The sequence below is a fragment of the Streptomyces sp. NPDC005483 genome (assembly GCF_040606035.1).
In the GTDB taxonomy this organism is placed as follows: Bacteria; Actinomycetota; Actinomycetes; order Streptomycetales; family Streptomycetaceae; genus Streptomyces.
Map to the genome: position 1 here is coordinate 125,245 of NZ_JBEXEA010000018.1, position 22,870 is coordinate 148,114.

Here is a 22,870-nt window from a genome sequence, read left to right on the forward strand (position 1 = left end):
ACCGGTCAGGCCGGGTACAGATCCCGTCTCGCGCGCGTGAAGCGCCGCAGGATGTCGGGCCGCGGTTCGACACCGATGCCAGGCGTGCGGGGTACCGGCAGGTGGCCGTCGGCCAGGACGAACGGCTCGGTGATGTCCTCGGCGAAGTAGCGGGCGGAGGCCGAGGTGTCGCCGGGGAGCGTGAAGCCGGGCAGGGCGGCCAGGGCGAGGTTCGGGGCGCGGCCGATTCCCGTCTCCAGCATGCCGCCGCACCACACCGGCACGCCGTGCGCGCGCGCCACGTCGTGGATGCGGCGGGCCTCCAGGTAGCCACCCACGCGCGCGGGCTTGACGTTCACGACCCGGCACGCGTCCATCGCGATCGCGGAGGCGGTGTCCCGGGCGTTGTGCAGGGACTCGTCGAGGCAGACGGGGGTGGCGATACGGCTCTGGAGGCGCGCGTGGCCGTACAGGTTGTTCTCGTCCAGCGGCTCCTCGATCAGCAGCAGCCCGAACTCGTCGAGCCGCCGCAGGTGCTCCGCGTCCGCGAGCGTGTACGCGGTGTTGGCGTCGACCTGGAGGGGCAGGGCGGCGCCGAAGCGCTCGCGTACGGCCCGTACCGGCTCGAGGTCCCAGCCCGGTTCGATCTTCAGCTTGATCCGGACGTACCCCTCGGCGAGATACCGCTCGACGTCGTCCAGCAGCTCGGCGACCGACTCCTTGATGCCGACCGACACCCCCGCCGGCACCCGCTCGCGCACCGCGCCGAGATACACCGCCAGCGGCATGCCGTACGACCGCAGCTCCGCGTCCAGCACCGCCGTCTCCAGGGCCGCCTTCGCCAGCTCGTGCCCCTTGATCCCGCCGACGGCGGGCCCGACCAGCGCCGCCGTGAGCGCGGGCAGCGCCGCCACCCTCGGGATCAGGAAGTCCCGCAGCACGAGTTCCGCGCCCGCGACGAACTCCGAGCAGTAGCGCGGCTGCGGGTCGGCGGCGAACTCCGACCAGCCCTCGGCGCTGTCCGTGACGACGTGCAGCAGGAAGGTGTCCTTCGTGGTCATCGTGCCGAAGGAAGTGCGGAAGGGGCTGACCAGCGGGATCGCCACATGGACGACCTCGACGCGCTCCAGCTTCATGCGACGGCCTCCTTGGTGAGGGTGTACCAGCCGTCCCGGGACATCCCGGTCGCCCGGAACCCCTGCCCGAACGCCTCCGTGAACACCTCGCGCACGGCCCGCCGCCAGCGCAGCGCGAGCACCGGGTCGGCGGCCCGCAGCTTGACGATGTCGTCCGGGACCCGGCACCAGACGTGCAGGCCGGCGGGGTCGCGGCGGGCGAGGACTCCTCCGTCGGGGGCGTGGTGGGTGGCGGGCGCGGCCTCGCGGTCCCCCGGATCGTCGTACGACCGGGCCGGCGCCGTCAGGTCCCAGGTCACCGCCAGCCGGTCGCTCTCGTCGCCGCCGTTCACGCCGTCGCTCATGGGGCCGTAGAAGTCGACGAGGTACTCGGTGCCGACCGCGCCCAGCTTGGCCAGGTTGAAGCGGGCGTTGCGGCCGACCAGCGGGTCGAAGGTCCAGCGCATGGTGCGGGCGCCGAGGCCGAGCGCCCAGACCCGCTGCGCCTGCTTCACCGCCTGTCCGAGGCCGCGCTCCGCGGCGGCGACCAGGGAGTACACCTCCTGCGAACCCGGCGGCCCGAACACGGCGACGCTGGCTCCGGCGAGATGCTCACCGTCGTACGCGGCGTGCACCGCGCCGCCCGCGTGGACCAGGCTGTGCAGCACCTCGGCCGGGTAGGGCGGGGCCGCCGGCGCGGACCGCCACACCTCGCCGAAGTACGCGCTGACGGCACCGAGGCCTGCGACGTCGTGGACGGTACGGATGCTCATTTCTGTCATGTGCCGAGTGTGCGGCCCGGTCGAGCGCCCAGGGTTGTGCGGCCGTACAACACACGCATAGGTTTCTTTGCGGATCGGCCAATACATTCTCGGGGGCACCCATGGACACCTGCACCCTCGGTGACCTCCTGGATCTCGTCGGCGGCACCTCCGTACGGCTGCACACCGCACCCGCCGGGCTCACCGCCCCGGTCACACAGGCGCTCCTCCACGACGCCCACGCCCCGCTCCCCCGGGTACCAGGCGCGCTGCTGCTGGCGGTCGGGGTGCGGGCGGCCGCGGCCGGGCCGCTGGTGAGGGTGGCCGCGGAGGCCGGGATGACCGGGCTGGTGGTCCGGGGACCGGACGGGCCGACGGCCGAGGCGCAGAATTACGGCGTCGCGCTGCTGTCCATCGCCGAGGACATCGCCTGGCACCAGGCGCACCTGCTGCTGGCCTCGGCGATCGGCGCCCGGCCGGTCCCGTCGACGGGCGGCCAGGGCGACCTCTTCGCCCTCGCCGACGCCATCGCGGCGGCGACCGGCGGGGCCACCGCCGTGGAGGACCCACGCCGGCGGATCCTCGCCTACTCCACCGTCCCCGGCCAGCCGGTCGACGAGGTCCGCCGCCAGGGCATCCTGGGCCTCCAGGTACCGGCGGCCGCGGAGAACAGCGACGAGTACCGGACGCTGTTCGCGGCCGACGGCCCGGTACGACTGCCCGCGCTGCGGGACAGTGAGCTGCCGCGCCTCGCGGTCGCCGTCCGGGCCGCCGGGGAGACCCTCGGCTCGGTGTGGGTCGTCGACGACGGCACGCTCGCGGCGGACGCGGAGGACACGCTCGTCCAGGGGGCGTCGACGGCGGCCCTGCTCCTCCTGCGGGCGCGGGCGGCGCAGGAGCTGGCCCGGCACCAGAGCAGTGACCTGCTGCGGCGGGTGCTGGAGGGCACGGCGGACGCCTCTGCCGGGCGGCTGGGGATGGAGGGCCCGGTGCGGGTGGCGGCCTTCGCCCTGGAAGCGGCCGGCCTTCCGGATGCCGAGCAGACCGGACTGCGGCTCCTGGATGTCGTACGGCTGCAGTGCGAGGCCCGGTACGGACGGCACGCGTGCGTACTGGTCGACGGGGTGGTGTACGCGTTGCTGCCGGCCCCCGGGGTCCGTCACAAGCGGCTCGCGGAGGACATCGTGGCGCGGGCCGGACAGGCACTCAGGGTGCCGGTGCGGGCGGGGCTGGGCGAGGTGGTGGCCGGGCTCGCGGAGGTGGCCGGGTCGCGGACGGACGCCGATCTGGTGCTGCGGGTGCTCGGACCCTCGCTGCCGGTGGCGACGGTCGAGGAGGTGCGGGCGCGGGTGACACTGCTGAGGCTGGCCGAAGTGCTCGGTGACCAGCGGGAGTTGAGCGCGGGCTCGTGGCGGCGGGTGCTGGCGTACGACGGTGAGCACGGGACGGACCACGCCCGCACGCTGGTCTGCTGGTTCGACGCGGGCTGCGACATGGCGCGGGCGGCGGCGCTGCTCGCCGTGCATCCGAACACGTGCCGCTACCGGCTGAAGCAGGTGCGCCGGCACCTCGGGATCGACCTGGACGACCCCGACGAACGGCTGGTGCTGTGGCTGCAGTTGAGGGTGCTGGCGGGGCTCGGGCCCACGGTGGCCGCCGGTTGAGCACGCGGCAGGCCAGGCAGGCAGCGAAGGCGGGCCGGCCGGCGGCGACCGCACCCACTCAGGGGCGCGGGGAACTGCGCGACCAGCCCCCACCGACCCCGCGGCCGACGACGAAACCGCACCGCACCGCACCGCTCAGCTAGCGCAGCGCCTCCGCGACCTCCCGTGCCGCGTCCACCACCCGCGGCCCCACCCGCTCCGGCACCGCGTCCGCCAGCATCACGACCCCGACACTGCCCTCGACCCCGGTGACCCCGAGCAGCGGAGCGGCCGCCCCACTCGCCCCGGCCTCCAGCTCCCCGTGCGTCAGCAGGTAGCCCGGCTCCCCGAACCCCTGCTGCCGAGCCGCGAGAATCGCCCGCCCCGCGGCCCCGCGGTCCAGCGGATGCCGGAACCCGGCCCGATATGCCACGTGATAGTCCGTCCACGTCGGCTCCACGACGGCCACGGCCAGCGCCTCGGCACCGTCCACCAACGTGAGATGAGCCGTCGCCCCGATGTCCTCCGCGAGCGAGCGCAGCGCGGGCAGCGCGGCCTCCCGTACCAGCGGATGCACCTGCCGTCCGAGCCGCAGCACCCCGAGCCCCACCCGGGCCCGCCCGCCGAGATCACGCCGTACGAGGGCATGCTGCTCCAGCGTGGCCAACAACCGGTACACCACGGTCCGGTTCACGCCCAGTTTGTTGGAAAGCTCGGTGACGGTGAGCCCGTGGTCCGTGTCGGCCAGGAGCTTGAGGACACGCAGTCCCCGGTCAAGCGTCTGAGAGGTCTCCGCGGTCACGACGCCCACTCCTCCAAGTGGTGAGGTCGGCGACCTCCGAGCGGCGTTGCGTCACCGAGTCCCGTCGGTGACGCGCTTCAGAGGCCGCCGATCGGCCGGCGGCCCGGTCTCTTTCCGGGCCGCGTCGCTTCACGGCTGCGCTCCGCGGCGGCGCTGCCACGGGGCGTGTGCGTAGCGGGACAGTAGCGAAGCGGGTTCGCTCAGCGGAAGCCTCCGTCCAGAATCCGGGCAGCTGCCGGTACGGACCACTCCGTTTGTCCTGATACGTACGGTCCGTCGCCGCGGCACGACAGGCGCCGCGCGTCACCGCATCCGGGTGGCCCACTCCTGCACCTTGGCGATCCGCTGCCGCAGCTGCCCGGCCGTGGCCTCGGCGCTCGGCGGCCCGCCGCACACCCGGCGCAGCTCGGTGTGGATCACACCGTGAGGCTTGCCGCTCTGGTGGGTGTACGCGCTGACCATGGTGTTGAGCTGCTTGCGCAGCTCCATCATCTCCTTGTGCGAGACCACGGGCCGCCGCTCGGCGGGCAGCTCCAGCAGGTCCGCCTCGGAGTCCGGCTTCTTGCGGCTGTGCGCGATCTGCCGGGCCTGCCGCTTCTGGAGGAGGAGCTGCACCTGGTCGGGCTCCAGCAGCCCCGGGATGCCGAGGTAGTCCTGCTCCTCCTCGCTCCCCGGATGCGCCTGCATACCGAACTCGGCACCGTCGTACAGCACCCGGTCGAAGACGGCCTCGGACTCCAGCGCCTCGAAGGCGAACTGCTCCTGCTCGCCGGTGTCCTCGTCCTCCTCCTTGTTCGCCTCCTCCATCTCCTTCTCGGACTCGGCGTACGGGTCGTCCTCGCCGTCCTTCTTCGGCTTGTCGAGGGCGTGGTCGCGCTCGACCTCCATCTCGTTGGCGAAGGTCAGCAGGTCCGGGACGGTCGGGAGGAAGACGGAGGCGGTCTCGCCGCGCCGCCGGGACCGTACGAAACGGCCGACCGCCTGGGCGAAGAAGAGGGGCGTGGAGATGGTGGTGGCGTACACCCCCACCGCCAGCCGGGGCACGTCGACGCCCTCCGACACCATGCGGACGGCGACCATCCACCGGTCGTTGCTCGCGCTGAAGTCGTCGATCCGCTTCGAGGCCCCGGCGTCGTCGGACAGGACCAGGGTCGCCTTGTTGCCGGTGATCTCGCGGATCAGCTTGGCGTAGGCGCGCGCGGAGTCCTGGTCGGAGGCGATGACGAGGGCACCGGCGTCCGGGATTGCCTTCCTGACCTCGGTGAGCCGCTGATCGGCGGCGCGCAGCACGCTCGGCATCCACTCACCGCGCGGGTCGAGCGCCGTACGCCAGGCCTGCGAGATGGCGTCCTTCGTCATGGGCTCGCCGAGCCGAGCGGCGATCTCGTCACCGGCCTTGGTCCGCCACCGCATCTGCCCGCTGTAGGACAGGAAGATGACGGGCCGCACGACATGGTCGGCGAGCGCGTTGCCGTACCCGTAGGTGTAGTCGGCGGCCGACCGGCGAATGCCGTCGTTGCCCTCCTCGTACGTGACGAAGGGGATGGGGTTGGTGTCGGACCGGAAGGGCGTACCGGTGAGCGCGAGCCGGCGGGTGGCGGGCTCGAAGGCCTCCAGGCACGCCTCGCCCCAGGACTTGGAGTCACCGGCGTGGTGGATCTCGTCGAGGATGACGAGGGTCTTGCGCTGCTCGACGCGGTTGCGATGGAGCATGGGCCGTACGCCCACACCCGCGTAGGTGACGGCGACCCCGTGGTAGTCCTTGCCGAGCGGCCCGGCGCTGTACTCGGGATCCAGCTTGATCCCTATCCGCGCCGCCGCCTCGGCCCACTGCTTCTTCAGATGCTCGGTCGGCGCGACGACCGTCACCTGCTGCACGACGTGGTGGTGCAGCAGCCAGGACGCGAGCGTGAGCGCGAAGGTCGTCTTACCGGCCCCCGGCGTCGCGACGGCCAGGAAGTCACGCGGCTGCTCCTGGACGTACTTGTCCAACGCCCCTTGCTGCCAGGCACGCAGCTTGCTGGCGGTGCCCCAGGGGGCCCGGCCGGGGAAGGCGGGGGAAAGGTGGTGGGAGGAGGCGGCGGTGGTAGTCACGGTCTCCGTACAGGGTCGAGCGGCTCGGCGGTCTCTTCGGCTGGATATGACGACCGGGTCACCTTACCGGCGGCCCGGTGGCGTCAACGTGCGGACCGGGCCGGGGGACGGTGGGTGGGACCGAGGTCACAGTCACCGTGCGAAACGCGGCAGATGAGCCGCGATCTTGGGTACGTCCAGGCGGCCCTGGCAGACGTCCAGCACGAACTGCTCGGCCTCGTCGACGTCGAAGTCCGCGTCCAGCGGGTGGCCGTTCATGTGGTTGCGGGCGTGGGACTCCATCAGCCCCGCGGCCTTCTGTCACACGTCCGGACAGGCGTCCTGTCCGAACACACTCGACCGGGACCGTGAACCGGAGGCTCGCCTGATGCACTCGAATTAGGTGGTACCACTTGGTGTCACTCCGGTTTGGCATGCAGCCGGGTCGTCACCCACGCCCCCACCAACGCCACCCCCGCCATCGGCAGGAACACCGCCGCGAAGGCCACCGGATGCTGCGAGCCGGAAGCCTCGCTCACGGTATGGCTCACCGTCCCACCCCCAAGGGCCGCGAACGCCGCCCCGCCCGCCGCCAGCAGGACCGCGTTCGAGAGGCCGTCGGAGATCTGCAGGGCGGCGGAGTTGGTCCCGGCCTCCTCCGGGGCGGACAGATGCAGCAGGAGCACACTGGTGGAGGAGATCACCAGCCCCATCCCGAAGCAGCCGAAGCCCCAGGCCACGGCGACGATCCAGACCGGCACGGAGTGGATCAGCACACTCGGCGCACCGGCGATCGCGGCCGCCGCCAGCACCATCCCCACGGTCATCAGCCGCTCCCGGTACGGCTCCACCCCCGCCCGCGACTGCAGCCACGACCCCAGCGCCCACGTCCCCCCGCCCGCCGCGAGCGAGAACCCGGCCAGCGTCGGCGACAGCCCCCGCTGGGTCACCAGCATCAGCGGCACGAAGGACTCGGCGGCGACGAAGGACCCCGCGGCCACCCCGCGCAACAGCACGACGGAGGGCAGCCCGCGCGCCGCCCGGTACGTGCCGCGCGGGAGCAGCCCGAGCACCGCCGGGACGAGCAGGGCCACGCCCGCGAGGCCGGGGAGCAGGGAGAGGGGACGCAGATCCTGGGCGGCGTACTGGAGGAGCCCGGCGCCGAGCGAGATCCCGAGGGCGAGCCGGATGCGGCGCCGGTCGAAGGATGCCTGCCCGTCGCCGTCGCCGACCGGTCCGGACGCCCGCCGCCGTATCTGCGGAAGGGCCAGGACCAGAGGAAAGACCACCAGCACGGGTATCCCCACGAACACCCACCGCCACCCGAGGTGCTCGGTCACCGCCCCGGCCGCGAGCGGCCCCACGATCGACGGCACCACCCAGCCCGCCGCGAACGCCGCCATGATCGCGGGCCGCAGCCGCTCCGGATAGGCCCGCCCGACGACGACGTACAACGCCACGATGACCAGCCCACCGCCGAACCCCTGCACGGCCCGCCCGAGAATGAACAGCCACATCGCGCCGGCGGTCCCGGACAACAGCAGCCCGGCGGCGAACGCGGCGATCCCACCGCTCAACGCCCCGAGCGGCCCCCGCCGATCCGCCCACTGCCCGGCGAGCACCATCCCGAACAGGCTGGTGGTGAAGTACCCGGAGAACGCGAACGCGTACAGCGCGACCCCGTCCAGCTCCCGCGCCGCGACCGGCATGGCGGTCCCCACGGCGGTCGCCTCGAACGCGATGAGCAGCACGACGGACACGATGCCGATGCTCAGCGCCCGGTACGAACGCCCCAGCACCCCCTCCCCCACCTCGCTGACGGACAGGACCTCAGGTTCGTCGGTGACACCGGCGTCACGCGGTTCCAGCACTGCCATGCCCGCCAGAGTAAGGGCCACAGCCCCCGTTGACCCCTGTCGAAAGCCCGCCTCGACCTGAGACCTTGGTCGTACGACCACCCCGGCCCGGTCCCGTTCATGAACGGCGTGTGGCAGTCCCGTTGCAGCCCCCACGATCCCCTTGAGCCCTCCCCCGGCCCCGCCGTACGGTCGTCCCACCGAGCTCGGCAGGAGCCCCACGCTCCACCGACCCGGCCGTGTGCCCGAGTGGCTCAGGGACTCGCCTGCAAAGCGAGGTACGCGGGTTCAATTCCCGCCACGGCCTCTGTGTGAGAAGGGGCGGCACCTCGTTCAGAGGTTGCCGCCTCCTTCGGCTGTCCCTGCATCCGGTACGCGGCCCAAGCCCGGCCGCTCGACGAGATCCTGGTCGCGACCGCCCGGTCGGTCAGAGCACCCCGCCCGCCTCGTCCTGGAACAGCTCCGTCCAGTAGTGCCAGTCCGCGTCCGTCGTCGTGCCCGTGGGGTCGATCGTGGACAGGGCGCGGATCATCGTCTTGGCGACCTGGACGTACAGCGTGTTCGTCAGCTCGTGGGCGAGTGACTCGTCTATGCGGCGCTCACGGTGCAGCAGCCAGAGGGTGAAGGCGAGCGTGGAGATGTCGGTGTTCAGGGGGTGGAGCGTGCCTTCGCGCTCGCTCCAGTTCAGGACCGCGCCCGTCGCGCCGTCGACGACCAGGGTGTTGTCCTCGATCAGGTGGCCGAGGACGATCAGGTGTTCGGCGCGGGGCGGGAGGGTGGCCGGCGTGTCGGCACGGTGCTCCGCGAGGGTCGGGAGCGGGGCGTCCGGGTCGGTGTGGAAGAGGACGCCGTCCTCGGGCAGGCCCGTCTCGGCGAGGAAGCGGCGGGTCGGGGCGTGCGTCAGCGTGGCGGGGAAGTCGATGTCCTCGAAGCGGGCGACCCTGTTCCGGCCGAACTCGTGGTCCAGGAGGCGCGGCGGAAGGTCCAGGGCCAGGCCGGAGTCCGTGCCCGGGCCGGCGACCAGGGCCAGGGGGCGGATCAGGGCCGCGATCTTCCAGAACGTCGGCACCTCGCCGCCCGTGCCCTCCTCGAACACCGTCAGCAGCTGGCGCGTCGCGTCCTCCACCGCCGTAGGACCGAAGCGGCCGGCGTAGGCGGCGAACTGGCCGCGCACCTCGGTCAGTTCGTCCGTCGCCGTGGCGAAGCGGACCAGGGTGGGGAGCGACGGGGCCAGGGGGGTGCGGTCCATCAGGCCGGGGCGGGCGTGGAAGAACGCCGTCGTGGAGACCTCGCCCGTGACCCCGTCGAGCAGGACCGACTCCGTCTCCCTGCCCCGCAGGTCCGTGAGTCCGCCTATGACCAGCTGGCCGCGCAGCTCCTCGCTGAGCAGTCCGGCCAGGTCGGCCGTCGAGTCCGCGACCGTCCGCAGGCCCTCCCTGCGCAGCTCCTCGAAGGTGAACAGGTCGCTGTCGCCGGGCAGTCCGGGGCCGCTGAGCCAGCGGCGGGTCGACACATGTGAGATGTACGGCTGCAGTTCGTCCTCGGTCAGTCTGATCGCCGCTACGGCGGCATCGGTCGTGCTCATGGCTCCCCCGTGTGCTTCGTACGCAGTCCCCTGGCCGGGTACGGCACGGCCGGCCCGTCGGGCCCGCGCTCGTCCCCCACTGCTCGAAACACTACGCGCCACCACTGACAACGCCCCCGTACCAAGGAGACGTCACAGCACCCTCGCGCGTTCCCGCCCCGCGAGAATCGCCTCCACCGTCTGGGCCGGGGTCAGTGCGGAGGTGTCCAGCCACAGGCCGATCGGCGGAGTCGACGTCCGCAGCGCCTCGTCCAGCGCGGGGATCGTCCAGACCTCGTCGTCGTAGCCCGTCTTCGTCCGGCCCGCCTCCCGGCGGCCACCGTCCCGGCGTCCGGCGCGAGGACGACGACGTGCAGCGGCCGGGTCCGGACCAGCCCGACGTACGCCGTCAGGTCCTCGCCCAGCACCACGTCCTGCACGACGGCCGTGAAGCCGGCCTCGGCGTACGCGTCCGCGGTCGCCGCCGACAACCGATGGCGCAGGCGCAGTTGGGCGGAAGCCTCCGCCGAGGCCCCGGGTGCGTACTCCTCGCGCCCCGACACGATCATCCGCCGGAACACGTCCCCGCGCACATGCGCCGCCCGAGGCAGCCGCTCCGCCAGCGCCTGCGCGACCGTCGACTTCCCGGCCGCCATCACCCCCGTGACCAGGACGACCCCGCGCATCACGTGAAGTACACGCCGCCCACCACGACCACGATCGCCGCGACCACGAAGAGCAGGATCCACAGCGCCAACTTGCCCAGGCCGGGCGGCGGTTCGTACTCGCGGGGCTCCTGGCCGGGAGCGCTCACCGGTCCGTCACCACCGCGGCCTGCGGGCGGATCGGAAGCCGGTTGACGGGACGGCCCGTGGCGGCGCGTACGGCGGAGGCGATGGCCGCCGGCGAGGTGACCACCGGTACCGCGCTGGCCGCCTTCGCGCCGAACGGGGCGACCACGTCCCGCTCCTCGACGAGCTTGACGATCCGGATCTCCGGCGCGTCAAGCGCCGTCGGCAGGGCGTACCCGGTGAGGTCCGGGTGGCGGATCAGCCCGCGCGCGCTGCGCAGGTTCTCCGTGAGCGCTATGCCGACACCCTGGGTGACGCCCGCTTCGATACGGGCCTCCAGCTGGGCGGGGTTGAGGATCCGGCCGACGTCCTGGGCGAGCGCCAGCTCGACCACGCGGACCGAGCCGAGTTCGATGTCGACGTCGACCACCGCGCGGATCGCGCAGAACGCCATGCCGACGAAGGCGTCGCCCTGGCCGATCTCGTTGAGGGGCTCCGTCGGGTGCGGGCGGCACTGTGCGGTGGCCCACAGTTCCTTGCCGTCCATGGCCTCGGTGACGGTCGTCGACAGGACGCCGTCGTACGAGGTGATCTTGCCGTCGGTGATCTGGAGCAGTTCGGTGGACATGCCGAACTTGTGCGCCAGGGGCTGCAGGAGCTGGGTGCGGACCATCTTGGCCGCGCGTTCCACCGCGCCGCCCGAGACCCAGGTGTGGCGGCCGCGCGCGCCCGGGCCTGCCGGGGGCTGGTCGGTGTCGACGGGGGCGACGTGCACCTCGTCGATGCCGAGGGTCTCCTGGACGATCTGGCGGGCCAGTGTGGTGAAGCCCTGGCCGGTCTCGACGGCCGCGCAGAGCACGGTCGCGACGCCGTCCTGGACCCGTACGGTCGCCGTGGAGACCTCGTCCGCGCCCTCCGCGCCGAGCATGTGCACCATGCCGAGGCCGTAGCCGACGCCCCGGCGGATCGCGTCCGGGTCTCCCGCGCCCTCGGGGCCGCCGGGCAGCAGCCACTCGTCCTCGGGGGTGTCCTTGGGCAGCGCGGGCAGCGGGAAGTCCCGTACGGCCTGGAGCAGTTCGGCGACCGGGGCCGGGCAGGTGACCGTCTGGCCGGTCGGGAGTACGTCACCGGTGGCGAGGGCGTTGCGCAGGCGCAGTTCGGCCGGGTCGACGCCCAGCTTCTTGGCCAGCTTGTCCATCTGCGCCTCGTAGGCGGCGCACACCTGCATGGCGCCCTCGCCGCGGACGTGGCCGGAGGGCGGGTTGTTGGTGCGCACGGCCCAGCCCTCGATGAAGGCGTTCGGGACGACGTACGGCCCGCAGGCGAAGCCCACGGCGGCGGCCAGGGCCTCCGAGGAGGTGTCGGCGTAGGCGCCCGCGTCCAGCAGGATCTGCGCCTCGACCTTGACCAGCTTGCCCTCGGCGTCGGCGTGGTGGCGGTATCTCAGGAGGGTGGGGTGGCGGTGGACGTGGCCGAGGAAGGACTCCTCGCGCGTGGCCGTCAGTTTGACCGGGCAGCCGGTCTTGAGCGCGAGCAGGCCGAGCGGGAGCTGGAAGCCCTGGTCCTCGCGGTCGGCGGTGGCGCCGGGGACGCCGGTGACGACGACCTTGACGCGCTCGGGTTCCAGGCCGTAGCAGGCGGCTGCCGTGTCGCGGTCGGTGTGCGGGTCGGTGGAGGCGAGGTAGAGCTCGACGCCGCCGTCGGGGCGGGGCACGGCGAGACCGGCCTCGGCGCCGATGGGCGCGGGGTCCTGGCGGCCGATGCGGTACTGGCCCTCGACGACGATCTCGCCGGTCGCGGCGGGGTCGCCGTGCTGGAGCGGGATGTGCCGGATCAGGTTGCCGTCGGGGTGCAGCGGCTCGGCCTCGAAGGACTGCTCCGGGTCGGTGACCGGGTCGAGGACCTCGTACTCGACGATGACGGCGGCCGCGGCCATCCGCGCGGTGTCGGGGTGGTCGGCGGCGACGGCCGCGATGGGCTCGCCGTGGTGGCGGACGACCTCGGAGGCGAAGACCGGGCGGTCGGCCCTGCCGCGGCCGTGCACCGGGCTGCCGGGCACGTCCTCGTGGGTGACGACCGCGCGGACTCCGGGCATCTCACGCGCGTGGGAGGTGTCGATGGACACGATCCGCGCGTGCGCGTGCGGGGAGCGCAGGACGGCCGCCCACAGCAGTCCCTCGGCCCACAGGTCGGCCGCGTACGGGAAGGTGCCCTCGGTCTTCGCGCGCGCGTCGGCGGCCGGCAGGGAGACGCCGATGCCGTGCGGAATCGGCTCGGGGGCGGGTGCTGCTGCCTCCGCGGCGGTGGTCGCGGTGGCGGCTTCGTTGCTCACGCCTGGCCTCCGTCCTGTCCCTGTCCGTACGCCTCATGTGGTCCGGCGGTGCCCGGGAACCCCGGGGACTCGAACGCCGAAAGGTGGACGCTTCCGCCTCCGGGGCCCGCCTGATGCGGGATACGTGCCTCGTCGCCGTCCGTCTCACCGTCGCCCGTCGCGTGGGCCTCGCGCTCGGCGACGACCTCCTTGACGGCGTCGACGACGCCCCGGTAGCCGGAGCAGCGGCAGAGGTTGCCGCACAGCGCCTGGCGGGTCTCCAGCTCGGTGGGCGCGGGGTTGCCCTCCAGCAGGTCGTGCACGGTCATCGCCATGCCGGGCACGCAGAAGCCGCACTGCACGGCGCCGCACCGGGCGAGCGCCCGCTGCACGTCCGAGGGCCGGCCGTCCTCGGCGAGACCCTCGACGGTACGGACCTCGCTGCCGGCGGCGGTCACGGCGGGCACCAGGCAGGAGGCGACGAGCCGTCCGTCGACCTGGACGTTGCACGCCCCGCACTCGCCCTGCGAGCAGCCGTCCTTGGCGCCGGCGAGCCCGAGCCGCTCCCGCAGCACGTAGAGCAGCGACTCGCCGATCCAGGCGTCGGTGACGGGGCGGTCGACGCCGTTGACGCGCAGGACGTAGGCGGCGAGGGGGTGTTCCTCGCCGGGATGCGCGGGGGCCTGGTCGTCCGGGTTCTCACCGGGGTCGGCGGCGCGCTCCTCGGTGGCCTCGGGCGAGGGTTCGTCGTCGCCCTCGGCCGGAGCGTGCTCGACACCGTGCTCGGCACCAGGCTCGCCACCGTGCTCGGCGAGGCCGTCAGCGGCTTCTACGGCCTCTTCGGCGCCCTCGGGGCCCCGGAGGGCCACCGGCGCCTCACCGGGGCCGGACGAGGGCTGTGAGGCGGCTGCGGAGGTGCTGTCCGGGTAGGGCTCGGCCGGGTCGTGGGGCTGGGCCGCGTCGGGGGGCTCGGGGAGAGCGATGCCGCGACCGTCGGTGTGCGGGTGCGTGGAGCCGGGGGGCGCCTCGTCCGCCGGGGCGTGCGCGTCACCGTGCCGCTCGTCGGCCTCGGCGCCCGGTGCCTCGGCCGCGGGCACGTGGGCGTGTGCGTCGCCGACCGGACCACTGTGGCCGTCGAAGCCGCCGTGCACGTCACCGTGCGGCGGGTGCGCGTGCCGTTCCCCGGCCGGTCCGCCGTGCTCGGGCCCCGTTCCCGGGCCGCCCTGGGGCTGGTCACCCCACGGCTGGGTCGCCCAGGGGGCTGCCGCACCGCCCGGCAGGGTCGCCGGAGGGGTACCGCCCCACTGCTCGACCAGGGAGGATGTGGTGAACTCGCCCGATTCGTCCGGGAGGTCGCCGCCGGCCACGGGGATCGACCACTGGCCGGTGACGTCGTGGCCCGGCGCGGGCGCGGCCGCGGTGTCCTCGACGTGCCACTGCTGGGTGGTCGCGGGGTTGTACGTGAACTGCCCGGTGTGGCCCTGCGGCAGGGTGCTCGGGTCGGGCCACTGCGCGCCCTCGGCCGGCACGGCCCAGCTGCCCGTGCCCGCCGGGTCGGTCGCGTCGCCCGGCGCGGCCGTTATCTGCGGCGGCACATAGCCGTGACCGGGCGCGGCGAGCGGGCTGTCGGCGGAGGCCAGGAGGGCGTCGATGCCCCCTTCGGGGAGCTTCACGAAGGCGGTCGCGCCGTCGTCGTAGTCACCCTGAGGGAGCGGGTCCCAGCGGCCTGCGGCCCGGGGCGTGCCCTCTCCGTGCTGGTCGTCGGTCACGACAGTGCCCTCCCCAGTGCTCGTCGGGCAAGCGCGGCGACGGTGCGCCGCAGGTGCAGTACCGCGGGCGGATGCTGCGGCACGGAGCCGTCCGGCGCCGGTGCCGGATCGGGGATGCAGGCCGCGGCGACGTACTCGCCGAAGGCCTCCAGGGCCTCCGGGACGATCGCGCGGTTGTTGTCCCAGTCGATGAGCCGGGCGACCCACTGCTCGGCGTCCAGGGGCCGCAGCGGCATCGGCGCTATGGCACCGACGGCGCATCTGACCCCGCGCCGGGCCGGGTCGAGGACCAGCGCGACGGAGGCCATCGCGCGGCCCGGGCCGGTGCGCCCTGTGACCTTGAGGAAGACCTGCGGAGCGTGCAGCAGCGGCACGCGCACGAAGCCGATGAGTTCGCCGGCGCGGAGCATCTCCATGCCGGCCAGCAGGTGCGAGACCGGCATCTCCCGGCGGGCTCCGTCCGGGCCCGCGATGATCAGCGTGGCTTCGAGGGCGGCGAGGACGGGCAGCGCGTCGCCCGTGGGGGCCGCAGAGGCGATGTTGCCGCCCAGGGTGCCCGCGTTGCGGATCTGGGGCGGACCCGCGGCGCGGGCGGCGGCCGCGAGGGCGGGGATGAGGGCGGCGAAGTCGGGGCGGCCCATACGCGCGTGCGTGAGTCCCGCGCCGAGCAGGGCGTGCCCGTCCTGGTACTGCCAGCCGCGGATCTCGCTGATCCGGCCGAGGCCGACGAGGGCGGCGGGCCTGAGCTGTCCGGAGTTGACGGCGGCCATCAGGTCGGTGCCGCCGGCGACGGGCACGGCGGCGGGCATGGTGGTGAGCGCCGCCACGGCCTCGTCCAGTGTCGTGGGCAGCGTGACGGCCTGCGCCGCCTGCGGTGTGTGCGTGGTCAAACCGGCTGCCCCTTCCCGCTGCCCCACCTGGTCCTGCTGGTCCTGCCTGTTGCTGCCGTACGGTACGTGCTGACAGGGCGGACGTGGCAACTCTGGCACATCTTCGCAACACCCGAAGACAGGGGTCCGCTAGGAGTCGTTCGGCGGCTTTCGCCCGCCCCATCAGGGAGATGGTCCGTTTTCGTACGTGATCACCCGCACATGACGATTGACACTCTTCGGTGACGCTTGAGGTCTTTTTCCCTTACTTGTTCGGGGGCGCCCCCTCGATGGGCCGGCCCAGCACTCCGGGCCGCTTCTGCCACGGCAGTGGGCCCGTGGGCGGCCGGTAGCCGACCCCCAGGGCGTCGAGCCGCTCGTAGTGGGCGGTCATCCGCCGCTCGAAGTCGGCGAAGTCCCGTTCCGCGGGGGCGGGCAGAGCGCTCCAGGCCACCTCGGCGAAGGCCACCAGCCGGGGGAAGGTCTGGTAGTCGACGCGCCCCTGGTCCTCCATCACCTCCGTCCACACGTTGGCCTGCGCGCCGAGGACGTGCGCGGCCTCCTCGGGCGTCAACTCCGGTGGCACCGGCTCGAACCGGTAGACGTCCTCCAGGGTGCGGACGTAGGCGATAGGGACCGGCTCGCCCCCGCCCGCGTCCTGCCGGTAGTCCAGGTACACCTGCTGCTCAGGGCACATGACGACGTCGTGGCCCGCGCGGGCGGCCGCGATGCCGGCCGCGTAGCCGCGCCAGGACGAGACCGCCGCTCCTTCGGCCAGCCCGCCCTCCAGGATCTCGTCCCAGCCGATGAGCCTGCGCCCGCGCGCGGAGAGCCACTTGTCGAAGTGTTGGATGAACCAGGACTGCAACTCGTCCTCGTCCGCGAGGCCGAGTTCCTCGATCCGGGCCTGGACCGAAGGCGACTCCCGCCACTGCTCCTTGGCGCATTCGTCACCGCCGATGTGAATGAACTCGGAGGGGAACAGCTCCAGCAGTTCCTCGAACACCCCCTCGTAGAAGCGAAGGGTGTTGTCAGTGGGGGCGAGTACGTTCAGAGAGATGCCCCAGCTGTCCCAGACCGTGAGGGAGGACGTGTCGATGACATCGGTGTTGCCGAGTTCCGGGTACGCGGTGATGGCCGCCTGCGAGTGTCCGGGTACGTCGATTTCGGGGACGACGGTGATATGCCGCTCGGCGGCGTAGGCGACGATCTCCCGGATGTCGTCCTGGGTGTAGAAGCCACCGTGCGGCTTCTCCTCCCACAGTGGCGAGTCCCCGTGGCCGAATTTGGTACGCGCCCGCCATGAGCCCACCTCGGTGAGCCGGGGGTACCTCTTGATCTCGACGCGCCAGCCCTGGTCGTCCGTCAGGTGGAAGTGGAAGACGTTGAGTTTGTGCGCGGCCATCAGATCGAGGTAGCGCAGGACACCTTCCTTGGGCATGAAGTGCCGGGAGACGTCGAGCATGAGGCCGCGCCAGCGGAATCGCGGGGCGTCCCGGACCGTGAGGTGCGGCACGGCCCAGGTGCGGTCGCCGCCGACGGGTGCCTTGCGATAGGCGTCGGGGCCGAGGAGTTGCCGTAGCGTCTGGGCGCCCCAGAAGACTCCGGCCGCGCTGCCGCCCTCGATGAGGACGCCGGTTTCGTCGCTGACGAGGCGGTACTCCTCCGGGCCCAGTTCCGGGGCGAGTCGCAGCCCGATGCCGTCGCCCCCGGTGTCGCCCTGTTCGCGGGCCTCGGGCAGCGGCAGCCCGGTGGCCTGCCACAGGACGCCGCGCAGCCAGCGGCCGACGCCCTCCGTGCCGGTACCGGCGTGGACCTGGGAGCGGGCCGTCAGCCGCACCTCGCCGGAACCGGCGCTGACGTCGCGCGCCGTCGGAATCAGTTCAGCCATGTCAGTCCTTGACCGCTCCGCCCAGTCCCGAGACCAGGCGTCGCTGTACTAGTACGAAGAACACCAGCACCGGAATCGTCATCACCGTCGAGGCGGCCATGACCCCGCCCCAGTCCGGCTCGTCCGGCTTGAAGAAGACCAGCAGGGCCATCGGCAGCGTCGACTGCGAAGTGTCGCTGATGATGAACGACTTGGCGAAGAGGAAATCGTTCCAGGCCGAGATGAAGGAGAACACGCTCGTGGCCACCAGGCCGGGCAGGACGAGCGGGAACAGAATCTGCCACAGAAATCGCGCGCGGCTCGCCCCGTCGATGTACGCGGCCTCCTCCAAAGCCTCCGGTACGGCCTTCACGAACCCCCTCAGCATCCAGATCGCGAAGGGCAGCGAGAAGGCGATGTGCGGCAGGACCAGCGAGCCCAGCGTGTTGAGCAGACCGAAGTCCCGCATCTGGAAGAACAAGGGGATGGTGAGGGCTTCCACGGGCACCGTCTGGGCCACCAGAAACATGATCAGCAAGGTGGTCCGGAAGCGGAAGCGGAATCGTGTCACGGCGGTCGCCGCGAGAAACGCGATCAACGCCGAGACGATCACGACACTGCACGCGACGACAAGGCTGTTGACGAAATACCGACCGAAATCCTGCTGCCCGAACACGCGCCGGAAGGAATCCAGCGAGGGCGTGAGGGTCCAGGGCCGGGGCTCGGCCGACTCGATCTCCCCGGCCGGTTTGAAGGCGCTGAGCACCATCCAGTAGAGGGGGAAGGCGACCACCAGGGCGATGAGCAGCGCCGAGGCCTCCGCGGCCGTCCGCCAGGGGCGCCGTAGAAGGTTCACAGTTCCTCCCCCTGGCGGCGGAGCAGCCGCAGGTGTCCGAGGGTGACGGCGAGCAGGATCAGCAGCATCACGACGCCGATCGCCGAGCCGAGGCCGTACTGCGAGGAGGCGAACGCCTGCTGGTAGGCGTAGACGTTCAGGACGAGGTTCTGGCCCGCGATGCCGCCGCCGTTGGTCATGACGTAGATCTGGGTGAAGACCTTGAAGTCCCAGATGACCGACTGGATGGTCACGACGGTCAGGATCGGCCGCAACATCGGCGCGAGGACCGACCGCCAGATCCGCCACTGCGAGGCCCCGTCCAGCGCGGCCGCCTCCAGCACCTCGGACGGGACGGCCCTGATCCCGGCGTAGACGGTGACCATCACGAACGGGAAGGAGCACCAGACGACTTCGAGCAGGACGAGGAGGAAGGCGCTGAGCCGGCCGTACGTCCAGGAGTGGTCGCCGAGTCCCAGCAGCCGGTTCACCGGGCCGAAGTCGGGGTCGAACAGGAGCAGCCAGACCGTCGACCCGGTCACCGCCGGCGTCGCCCACGCCCCGAGTGCGGCCAGCATCAACGCCAGCCGCGGCACGGCACGCACGCGCGTGAGCAGCACGGCCAGCGCGCACCCCACGGCGAGCGTCGAGACGACACAACCCGCCGCGAACAGCACCGTGGCCAGCAGCACCTGCCAGAACTGCGGGTCGGAGAAGAGCGCGGAGTAGTTGCCGAACCCCTGGAAGGTGGCCGGCCGGCCGCCGCTGACCTGGGCCTGGGTGTACTGGAAGAAGGAGATCAGGCCGAGCTGGTAGATGGGGTAGACGAGCAACCCGCCGAGGACGACGAGGGCGGGGGCGAGATAGACCCAGGGGGTCCGGGTGGCACGGTCGGTCACTGAGGTCACCCGGCGGAGCCGAACGCGTCGTTCATCTTCTTCGCGGCTTCCCCGGAGGCCGCCGCCACCCCCTTCTTGCCGCTGACGACCTCCTGGAACATCGTCGGCAGCACCAGCGAGGAGTCGATCTGCGACCAGGCGGGCGAGGCGGGCACGAACTTGGTCCCGGCCGCGAGGGTCTGCGCGAACGGCTTGACGTACGGCTGCTCGGCCGCGGCCTGCTGCCGGACGTCCGCGAACGTCGGCAGGAACCCCATCGCGTCGAACATGGACGCCTGCGTCTTCTTCGACGTGAGCTGCTCCATCAGGTCGACCGCCAGCGTCCGGTGCAAGGTGCTCTTCAGCACCCCGATGTTGTTGCCGCCGGCGAACGCGGGAGCGATCGATCCCGCGGCGACTCCCGGCAGCGGCACCACCGCGTACCTGCCCTTGACCTTCCCGGCCTCCACCGCCGTATGGCTGAAGTCGCCCCCGATCGCCATCCCGGCCTTGCCGGCGGCGAACGCGGTGATCGTGTCGTTGCCGCCCATGCCGGCGCACTTGGCGGCGGGGCAGTTGTCGTCGGTGAAGAGCGAGGTGTACTCCTTGATGCCCTTCTGCGCGGCCGCGCCGGAGATCGCCGAGGCGTACGAGCCGCCCTTGCCGGTGGCGAGTTCGCCGCCGTTGGCCCAGATGAAGGGCATCGCGCCGTACGTGTAGGCGCCGCCGACGACGAGGCCGTACAACTCGGGTCTGGCGGCGCGGATCTTGCGGGCGGTGGTGGCCAACTCGGCCATGGTCTTCGGGACTTCGAGTCCGAGTTGCCGGAAGACGTCGGTCCGGTAGTACAGCGCGCGGACGCCGACGTAGAAGGGCGAGCCGTACACCTTGCCGTCCACGGTGACCGACGTCTTCGCCGTGGGGTCGGTGTCCTTGGCCTCGTTCCAGGCGCCGAACTCCTTGGTGACGTCGAGGAGTCCGCCGTCCTTCACATAGCCGGCGGTGTCGGTGTTGCCGTACTCCATCAGGTCGGGCGCGGAGGACGGGTCGTTGAAGGCGGCCTTGACGCGCTGGGCGCGGGTCTCGACCGGGATGTACTCGACGTCGACCTTGGTTCCCTTGTGCGCCTCCTCGAAGGCGGCGACCACGGTGTCGACGACCTTCTCCTTCGGCTTGTTGCCGACCTCCTGGAAGAGCCAGACCCGCAGGGTGCCGGTCTTGTCGTCCTTGTCGGAGGAGGAGTTGGAGGAGGTCTGGGGCGCGCAGGCGGTGACGACCAGGGCGGCCAGCAGCAGGGCGGGAAGGTGGGGGGAGAGCTTCATGGAGTGATCCTCCGGGCGCACGTTGCAACATGTGCAATGACTGTTTCGCTCAACGCAACGGAGGTTATGGCTTGCATGAACACGCCCACAAGAGGTCTCAACCAATCCGTGACACGCACAGGGCCCCCGGGGCGCGTCGTACGCACCCCGGGGGCCCTGTGAAGCTCAGGCGGGCGGCCCGCCTACTTGTCGCCGCCCTTGTCGTCGTCCCCGGAACCCATGGACTCGTAGATCTCCTTGCACATGGGGCACACGGGGTACTTCTTGGGATCGCGGCCGGGCACCCACACCTTGCCGCACAGCGCCACGACGGGGGTCCCGTCGAGGGCGCTCGCCATGATCTTGTCCTTCTGGACGTAGTGGGCGAAGCGCTCGTGGTCGCCGTCACCGTGGGACACCTGCGGCGTCGGCTCTACGAGGGTCCCCGTACCAGTCCCGCGCTCGGGCTCGAGAGTGCTCATAAAGACCAAGGGTAATCAACCGCCGGGAACTATGGATCCCCGGCTTGCACAACGAGCACCACTGGCGATGGTGCTGCGTTTGCGTCCAGCCCCACCCCGCTGACGCGGTGATGAGAAAGAGGCCGTTGATGGGGCCCCGCGTCGCCACAACTCCCACGCGCGTGCGCGGACGTTGCGGGAGCTGTTCCGGTCCGCGTGATCAACGAATCCGCAGGACCGGCACGCGAACCGGGCCTGGGAGACCCGGTTCGCCTTGTCCACGTGGCCGCATTCGGCGCAGGTGCGGGAGGTGTACGCCGCATCGACGTGCACCACCGGCACCCCCGCCCGGCGGGCCTTGTACGCGATGAACTGTCCTAGCTGGGCAAATGCCCAGCTGGAGTGGGTGGCCCGTTGGGGCTTGCGAAGCCGTACCCGCTCGCGGATGCCCGTCAAGTCTTCCAGGGCGATTCCGCGACCGGTGCGTTCTGCCTCGGCCACCACATGTTTGGCGATCTTGTGGTTGATGTCCCGCGCTCGCCGCGCTTACTTACGCCTGCGCTTGTTCAGGCGGCGCTTGGCGGACGAAGTGTTCTTCTTCTGCAGTTTCTGCCGCAGACCGCGCTCCCGCGCGCGGATTCTGTTGAGCTCCCGACCAGACACGATCGCGCCGTCGGACGTGGTCGCGATGTTTGCGATTCCCAAGTCCACACCGAGAAAGTCCACCGGATCCGCATTCAACGGCGCCTCTGGCACCTCACAGGTGGCCAGCAGAAACCACATGCCGTCCCTGACGACGAGATCGGACTCGCCCTTGCGGTACAGAGCCAGGGTGGTCATCTGCTCGGCGCTCGCCGTGAACGCCACATCCTTCAGCCGCCCGGAAACGGTCCAAACGGACACTCGCCGTTCATGGAACTGCCAGGACAGCATCCGGTCGTCATACGGCTGAGCGCCTTCAGGCCTGAAAGCAATCGGCTTCCCCGAGGCCTTCTGATAGCGCTTAGATCCGGGCCCACCCAGATTTCCAGCCCGTAAGTTCGCTTTCAACGTGGCGTACGCATCGCACGTCTTCTTGATCACGTGCTGAGCCGCCTGGGCACCCAGCTGCCACCGCGCCTTGATCTCACCGTAGGTGTGCTCGCGCAGCGCGAAGTTCCTCTTAACGTCCTTCTCGAAGGCCACGCCGCTGGCCCAGGTCGCCGCTTCATTGCAAGCACGCAGAGTCGCCTCGAGCGCGGCCCTCTGCTCGGGCGTCGGCGACAGCCTTACCTGCACGACCAACTTCATGTTCGTGACGCTATGTCCCGACACTCGGGGAGGGCATGCGAACAGATCCACAAGCGCCCGAAAGAGTGATCTACAGGATGTAGGCGTCCTGCCCGCCTCAGTTGAGCGAAGGGTCGTCCGGGTAGGTGGCCACCATCGCCAGTTCGTTGCGCTGGCGGCGCAGGACCTCGCGCCAGAGTCTTTCCGGGGACGGGCACGAGACGTCGCCGGGTTCCGACTCCACGACGTACCAGGCGCCCTCCGCCAGCTCGTCCTCCAGCTGACCGGGGCCCCAGCCGGCGTAACCGGCGAAGATGCGCAGGCTGCCGAGGGCCGAGGCGAGCAGCTCCGGCGGGGCCTCCAGGTCGACCAGGCCGATCGCGCCGTGCACCCGGCGCCAGCCCAGCGGAGCCCCGTCGACCGCCCCGCCTCCGGGGATGACGGCGACCCCCAGGGCCGAGTCCAGGGAGACCGGGCCGCCCTGGAAGACGACACCGGGCTCGCCCGCGAGGTCGGCCCAGCCCTCCAGGATGTCGCCGACGTCCACCGGGGTCGGGCGGTTGAGGACCACGCCGAGCGAACCCTTCTCGTCGTGGTCGAGAAGGAGCACCACCGCGCGGTCGAAGTTCGGGTCCGCCAGGGCGGGCGTTGCCACGAGCAACCGCCCTGTGAGCGAGGACACCTCGGTCATGCCAGACATGATCCCGCATCTTCCCTCCGCGT

17 protein-coding genes, 1 tRNA gene and 3 pseudogenes are annotated in these 22,870 nt (G+C 71.7%); 2 read left to right on the forward strand and 19 right to left on the reverse strand.

Going from position 1 to position 22,870, the window contains the following annotated elements; genetic code table 11:
• Window positions 1-5: 5 nt before the first annotated feature.
• Window positions 6-1,115 (reverse strand): o-succinylbenzoate synthase, encoded by a 1,110-nt coding sequence (gene menC, locus ABZT06_RS31270; RefSeq protein ID WP_355748348.1) that lies wholly within the window; start codon window positions 1,113-1,115, stop codon window positions 6-8.
• Complete coding sequence (locus ABZT06_RS31275; RefSeq protein ID WP_355748351.1) at window positions 1,112-1,876, reverse strand: chorismate synthase; 765 nt, start codon at window positions 1,874-1,876, stop codon at window positions 1,112-1,114. The genes menC and ABZT06_RS31275 overlap by 4 nt, the downstream gene beginning before the upstream one ends.
• Before the next feature lie 101 nt (window positions 1,877-1,977).
• Here ABZT06_RS31275 and ABZT06_RS31280 point away from each other — a divergent pair, with 101 nt between their 5' ends.
• A complete protein-coding gene (locus ABZT06_RS31280) occupies window positions 1,978-3,519 on the forward strand; it encodes a helix-turn-helix domain-containing protein (RefSeq protein WP_355748353.1) in 1,542 nt (513 codons plus the stop codon).
• 139 nt (window positions 3,520-3,658) lie between these two features.
• On the opposite strand, the gene ABZT06_RS31285 is transcribed toward ABZT06_RS31280, so the two are convergent.
• The 4 genes and pseudogenes from ABZT06_RS31285 to ABZT06_RS31300 all read right to left on the reverse strand — a co-directional run bounded on the left by ABZT06_RS31285 (window position 3,659) and on the right by ABZT06_RS31300 (window position 8,250).
• Complete coding sequence (locus ABZT06_RS31285) at window positions 3,659-4,300, reverse strand: helix-turn-helix domain-containing protein (protein ID WP_355748356.1); 642 nt, start codon at window positions 4,298-4,300, stop codon at window positions 3,659-3,661.
• A gap of 303 nt (window positions 4,301-4,603) precedes the next feature.
• Window positions 4,604-6,394 carry a DEAD/DEAH box helicase gene (locus ABZT06_RS31290; RefSeq protein ID WP_355748359.1) on the reverse strand — a complete coding sequence of 597 codons (1,791 nt, stop codon included), beginning with the start codon at window positions 6,392-6,394 and terminating at the stop codon, window positions 4,604-4,606.
• 132 nt (window positions 6,395-6,526) lie between these two features.
• Window positions 6,527-6,745: pseudogene (locus ABZT06_RS31295) on the reverse strand (death-on-curing protein); the annotation flags it as partial.
• 47 nt (window positions 6,746-6,792) lie between these two features.
• Complete coding sequence (locus tag ABZT06_RS31300; RefSeq protein WP_355748362.1) at window positions 6,793-8,250, reverse strand: MFS transporter; 1,458 nt, start codon at window positions 8,248-8,250, stop codon at window positions 6,793-6,795.
• A gap of 214 nt (window positions 8,251-8,464) precedes the next feature.
• Between ABZT06_RS31300 and ABZT06_RS31305 the strand changes: the two genes are divergently transcribed.
• Window positions 8,465-8,536: transfer RNA gene (locus ABZT06_RS31305), tRNA-Cys, on the forward strand.
• A gap of 120 nt (window positions 8,537-8,656) precedes the next feature.
• Here the strand turns inward: ABZT06_RS31305 and ABZT06_RS31310 are convergent.
• The 13 genes and pseudogenes from ABZT06_RS31310 to ABZT06_RS31370 all read right to left on the reverse strand — a co-directional run bounded on the left by ABZT06_RS31310 (window position 8,657) and on the right by ABZT06_RS31370 (window position 22,838).
• Window positions 8,657-9,814 carry an SUKH-4 family immunity protein gene (locus ABZT06_RS31310; protein WP_355748365.1) on the reverse strand — a complete coding sequence of 386 codons (1,158 nt, stop codon included), beginning with the start codon at window positions 9,812-9,814 and terminating at the stop codon, window positions 8,657-8,659.
• Between the two features lie 132 nt (window positions 9,815-9,946).
• Window positions 9,947-10,479 (reverse strand): annotated as a pseudogene (locus ABZT06_RS31315) (AAA family ATPase).
• Entirely contained in the window at window positions 10,479-10,607 is a 129-nt protein-coding gene (locus ABZT06_RS31320; protein WP_355748368.1) for a hypothetical protein, read from the reverse strand. Before ABZT06_RS31320 ends, ABZT06_RS31315 begins: the two are co-directional and overlap by 1 nt.
• On the reverse strand, window positions 10,604-12,916 hold the full coding sequence (locus tag ABZT06_RS31325; RefSeq protein ID WP_355748371.1) for a molybdopterin cofactor-binding domain-containing protein: 2,313 nt from the start codon (window positions 12,914-12,916) through the stop codon (window positions 10,604-10,606). Before ABZT06_RS31325 ends, ABZT06_RS31320 begins: the two co-directional genes overlap by 4 nt.
• Window positions 12,913-14,664 carry a 2Fe-2S iron-sulfur cluster-binding protein gene (locus ABZT06_RS31330; RefSeq protein ID WP_355748374.1) on the reverse strand — a complete coding sequence of 584 codons (1,752 nt, stop codon included), beginning with the start codon at window positions 14,662-14,664 and terminating at the stop codon, window positions 12,913-12,915. The genes ABZT06_RS31325 and ABZT06_RS31330 overlap by 4 nt, the downstream gene beginning before the upstream one ends.
• A complete protein-coding gene (locus ABZT06_RS31335) occupies window positions 14,661-15,554 on the reverse strand; it encodes an FAD binding domain-containing protein (RefSeq protein ID WP_355748377.1) in 894 nt (297 codons plus the stop codon). Before ABZT06_RS31335 ends, ABZT06_RS31330 begins: the two co-directional genes overlap by 4 nt.
• Window positions 15,555-15,798: 244 nt before the next feature.
• Window positions 15,799-17,424 carry a beta-N-acetylhexosaminidase gene (locus ABZT06_RS31340; protein WP_355748380.1) on the reverse strand — a complete coding sequence of 542 codons (1,626 nt, stop codon included), beginning with the start codon at window positions 17,422-17,424 and terminating at the stop codon, window positions 15,799-15,801.
• 1 nt (window position 17,425) lies between these two features.
• Window positions 17,426-18,259, reverse strand: coding sequence for a carbohydrate ABC transporter permease (locus tag ABZT06_RS31345; protein ID WP_355748383.1), 834 nt, complete (start codon window positions 18,257-18,259; stop codon window positions 17,426-17,428).
• Entirely contained in the window at window positions 18,256-19,146 is an 891-nt protein-coding gene (locus ABZT06_RS31350) for a sugar ABC transporter permease (RefSeq protein ID WP_355748386.1), read from the reverse strand. The genes ABZT06_RS31345 and ABZT06_RS31350 overlap by 4 nt, the downstream gene beginning before the upstream one ends.
• Window positions 19,143-20,438, reverse strand: coding sequence for an extracellular solute-binding protein (locus ABZT06_RS31355; RefSeq protein WP_355748389.1), 1,296 nt, complete (start codon window positions 20,436-20,438; stop codon window positions 19,143-19,145). The genes ABZT06_RS31350 and ABZT06_RS31355 overlap by 4 nt, the downstream gene beginning before the upstream one ends.
• Before the next feature lie 182 nt (window positions 20,439-20,620).
• Window positions 20,621-20,899 carry a DUF3039 domain-containing protein gene (locus ABZT06_RS31360; RefSeq protein WP_057610823.1) on the reverse strand — a complete coding sequence of 93 codons (279 nt, stop codon included), beginning with the start codon at window positions 20,897-20,899 and terminating at the stop codon, window positions 20,621-20,623.
• Between the two features lie 15 nt (window positions 20,900-20,914).
• Window positions 20,915-22,168 (reverse strand): annotated as a pseudogene (locus ABZT06_RS31365) (transposase).
• A 97-nt stretch (window positions 22,169-22,265) separates the two neighbouring features.
• A complete protein-coding gene (locus tag ABZT06_RS31370; RefSeq protein WP_355748393.1) occupies window positions 22,266-22,838 on the reverse strand; it encodes a YqgE/AlgH family protein in 573 nt (190 codons plus the stop codon).
• Window positions 22,839-22,870 lie beyond the last annotated feature (32 nt).

Bases quoted from the DNA above. Each gene is read 5' to 3' on its own strand.
- ABZT06_RS31340 (WP_355748380.1), bottom strand. From the start codon at position 17,424: ATGGCTGAACTGATTCCGACGGCGCGCGACGTCAGCGCCGGTTCCGGC.
- ABZT06_RS31310 (WP_355748365.1), bottom strand. From the start codon at position 9,814: ATGAGCACGACCGATGCCGCCGTAGCGGCGATCAGACTGACCGAGGAC.
- menC (WP_355748348.1), bottom strand. From the start codon at position 1,115: ATGAAGCTGGAGCGCGTCGAGGTCGTCCATGTGGCGATCCCGCTGGTC.
- ABZT06_RS31355 (WP_355748389.1), bottom strand. From the start codon at position 20,438: ATGAAGCTCTCCCCCCACCTTCCCGCCCTGCTGCTGGCCGCCCTGGTC.
- ABZT06_RS31300 (WP_355748362.1), bottom strand. From the start codon at position 8,250: ATGGCAGTGCTGGAACCGCGTGACGCCGGTGTCACCGACGAACCTGAG.
- ABZT06_RS31360 (WP_057610823.1), bottom strand. From the start codon at position 20,899: ATGAGCACTCTCGAGCCCGAGCGCGGGACTGGTACGGGGACCCTCGTA.
- ABZT06_RS31370 (WP_355748393.1), bottom strand. From the start codon at position 22,838: ATGACCGAGGTGTCCTCGCTCACAGGGCGGTTGCTCGTGGCAACGCCC.
- ABZT06_RS31280 (WP_355748353.1), top strand. From the start codon at position 1,978: ATGGACACCTGCACCCTCGGTGACCTCCTGGATCTCGTCGGCGGCACC.
- ABZT06_RS31275 (WP_355748351.1), bottom strand. From the start codon at position 1,876: ATGACAGAAATGAGCATCCGTACCGTCCACGACGTCGCAGGCCTCGGT.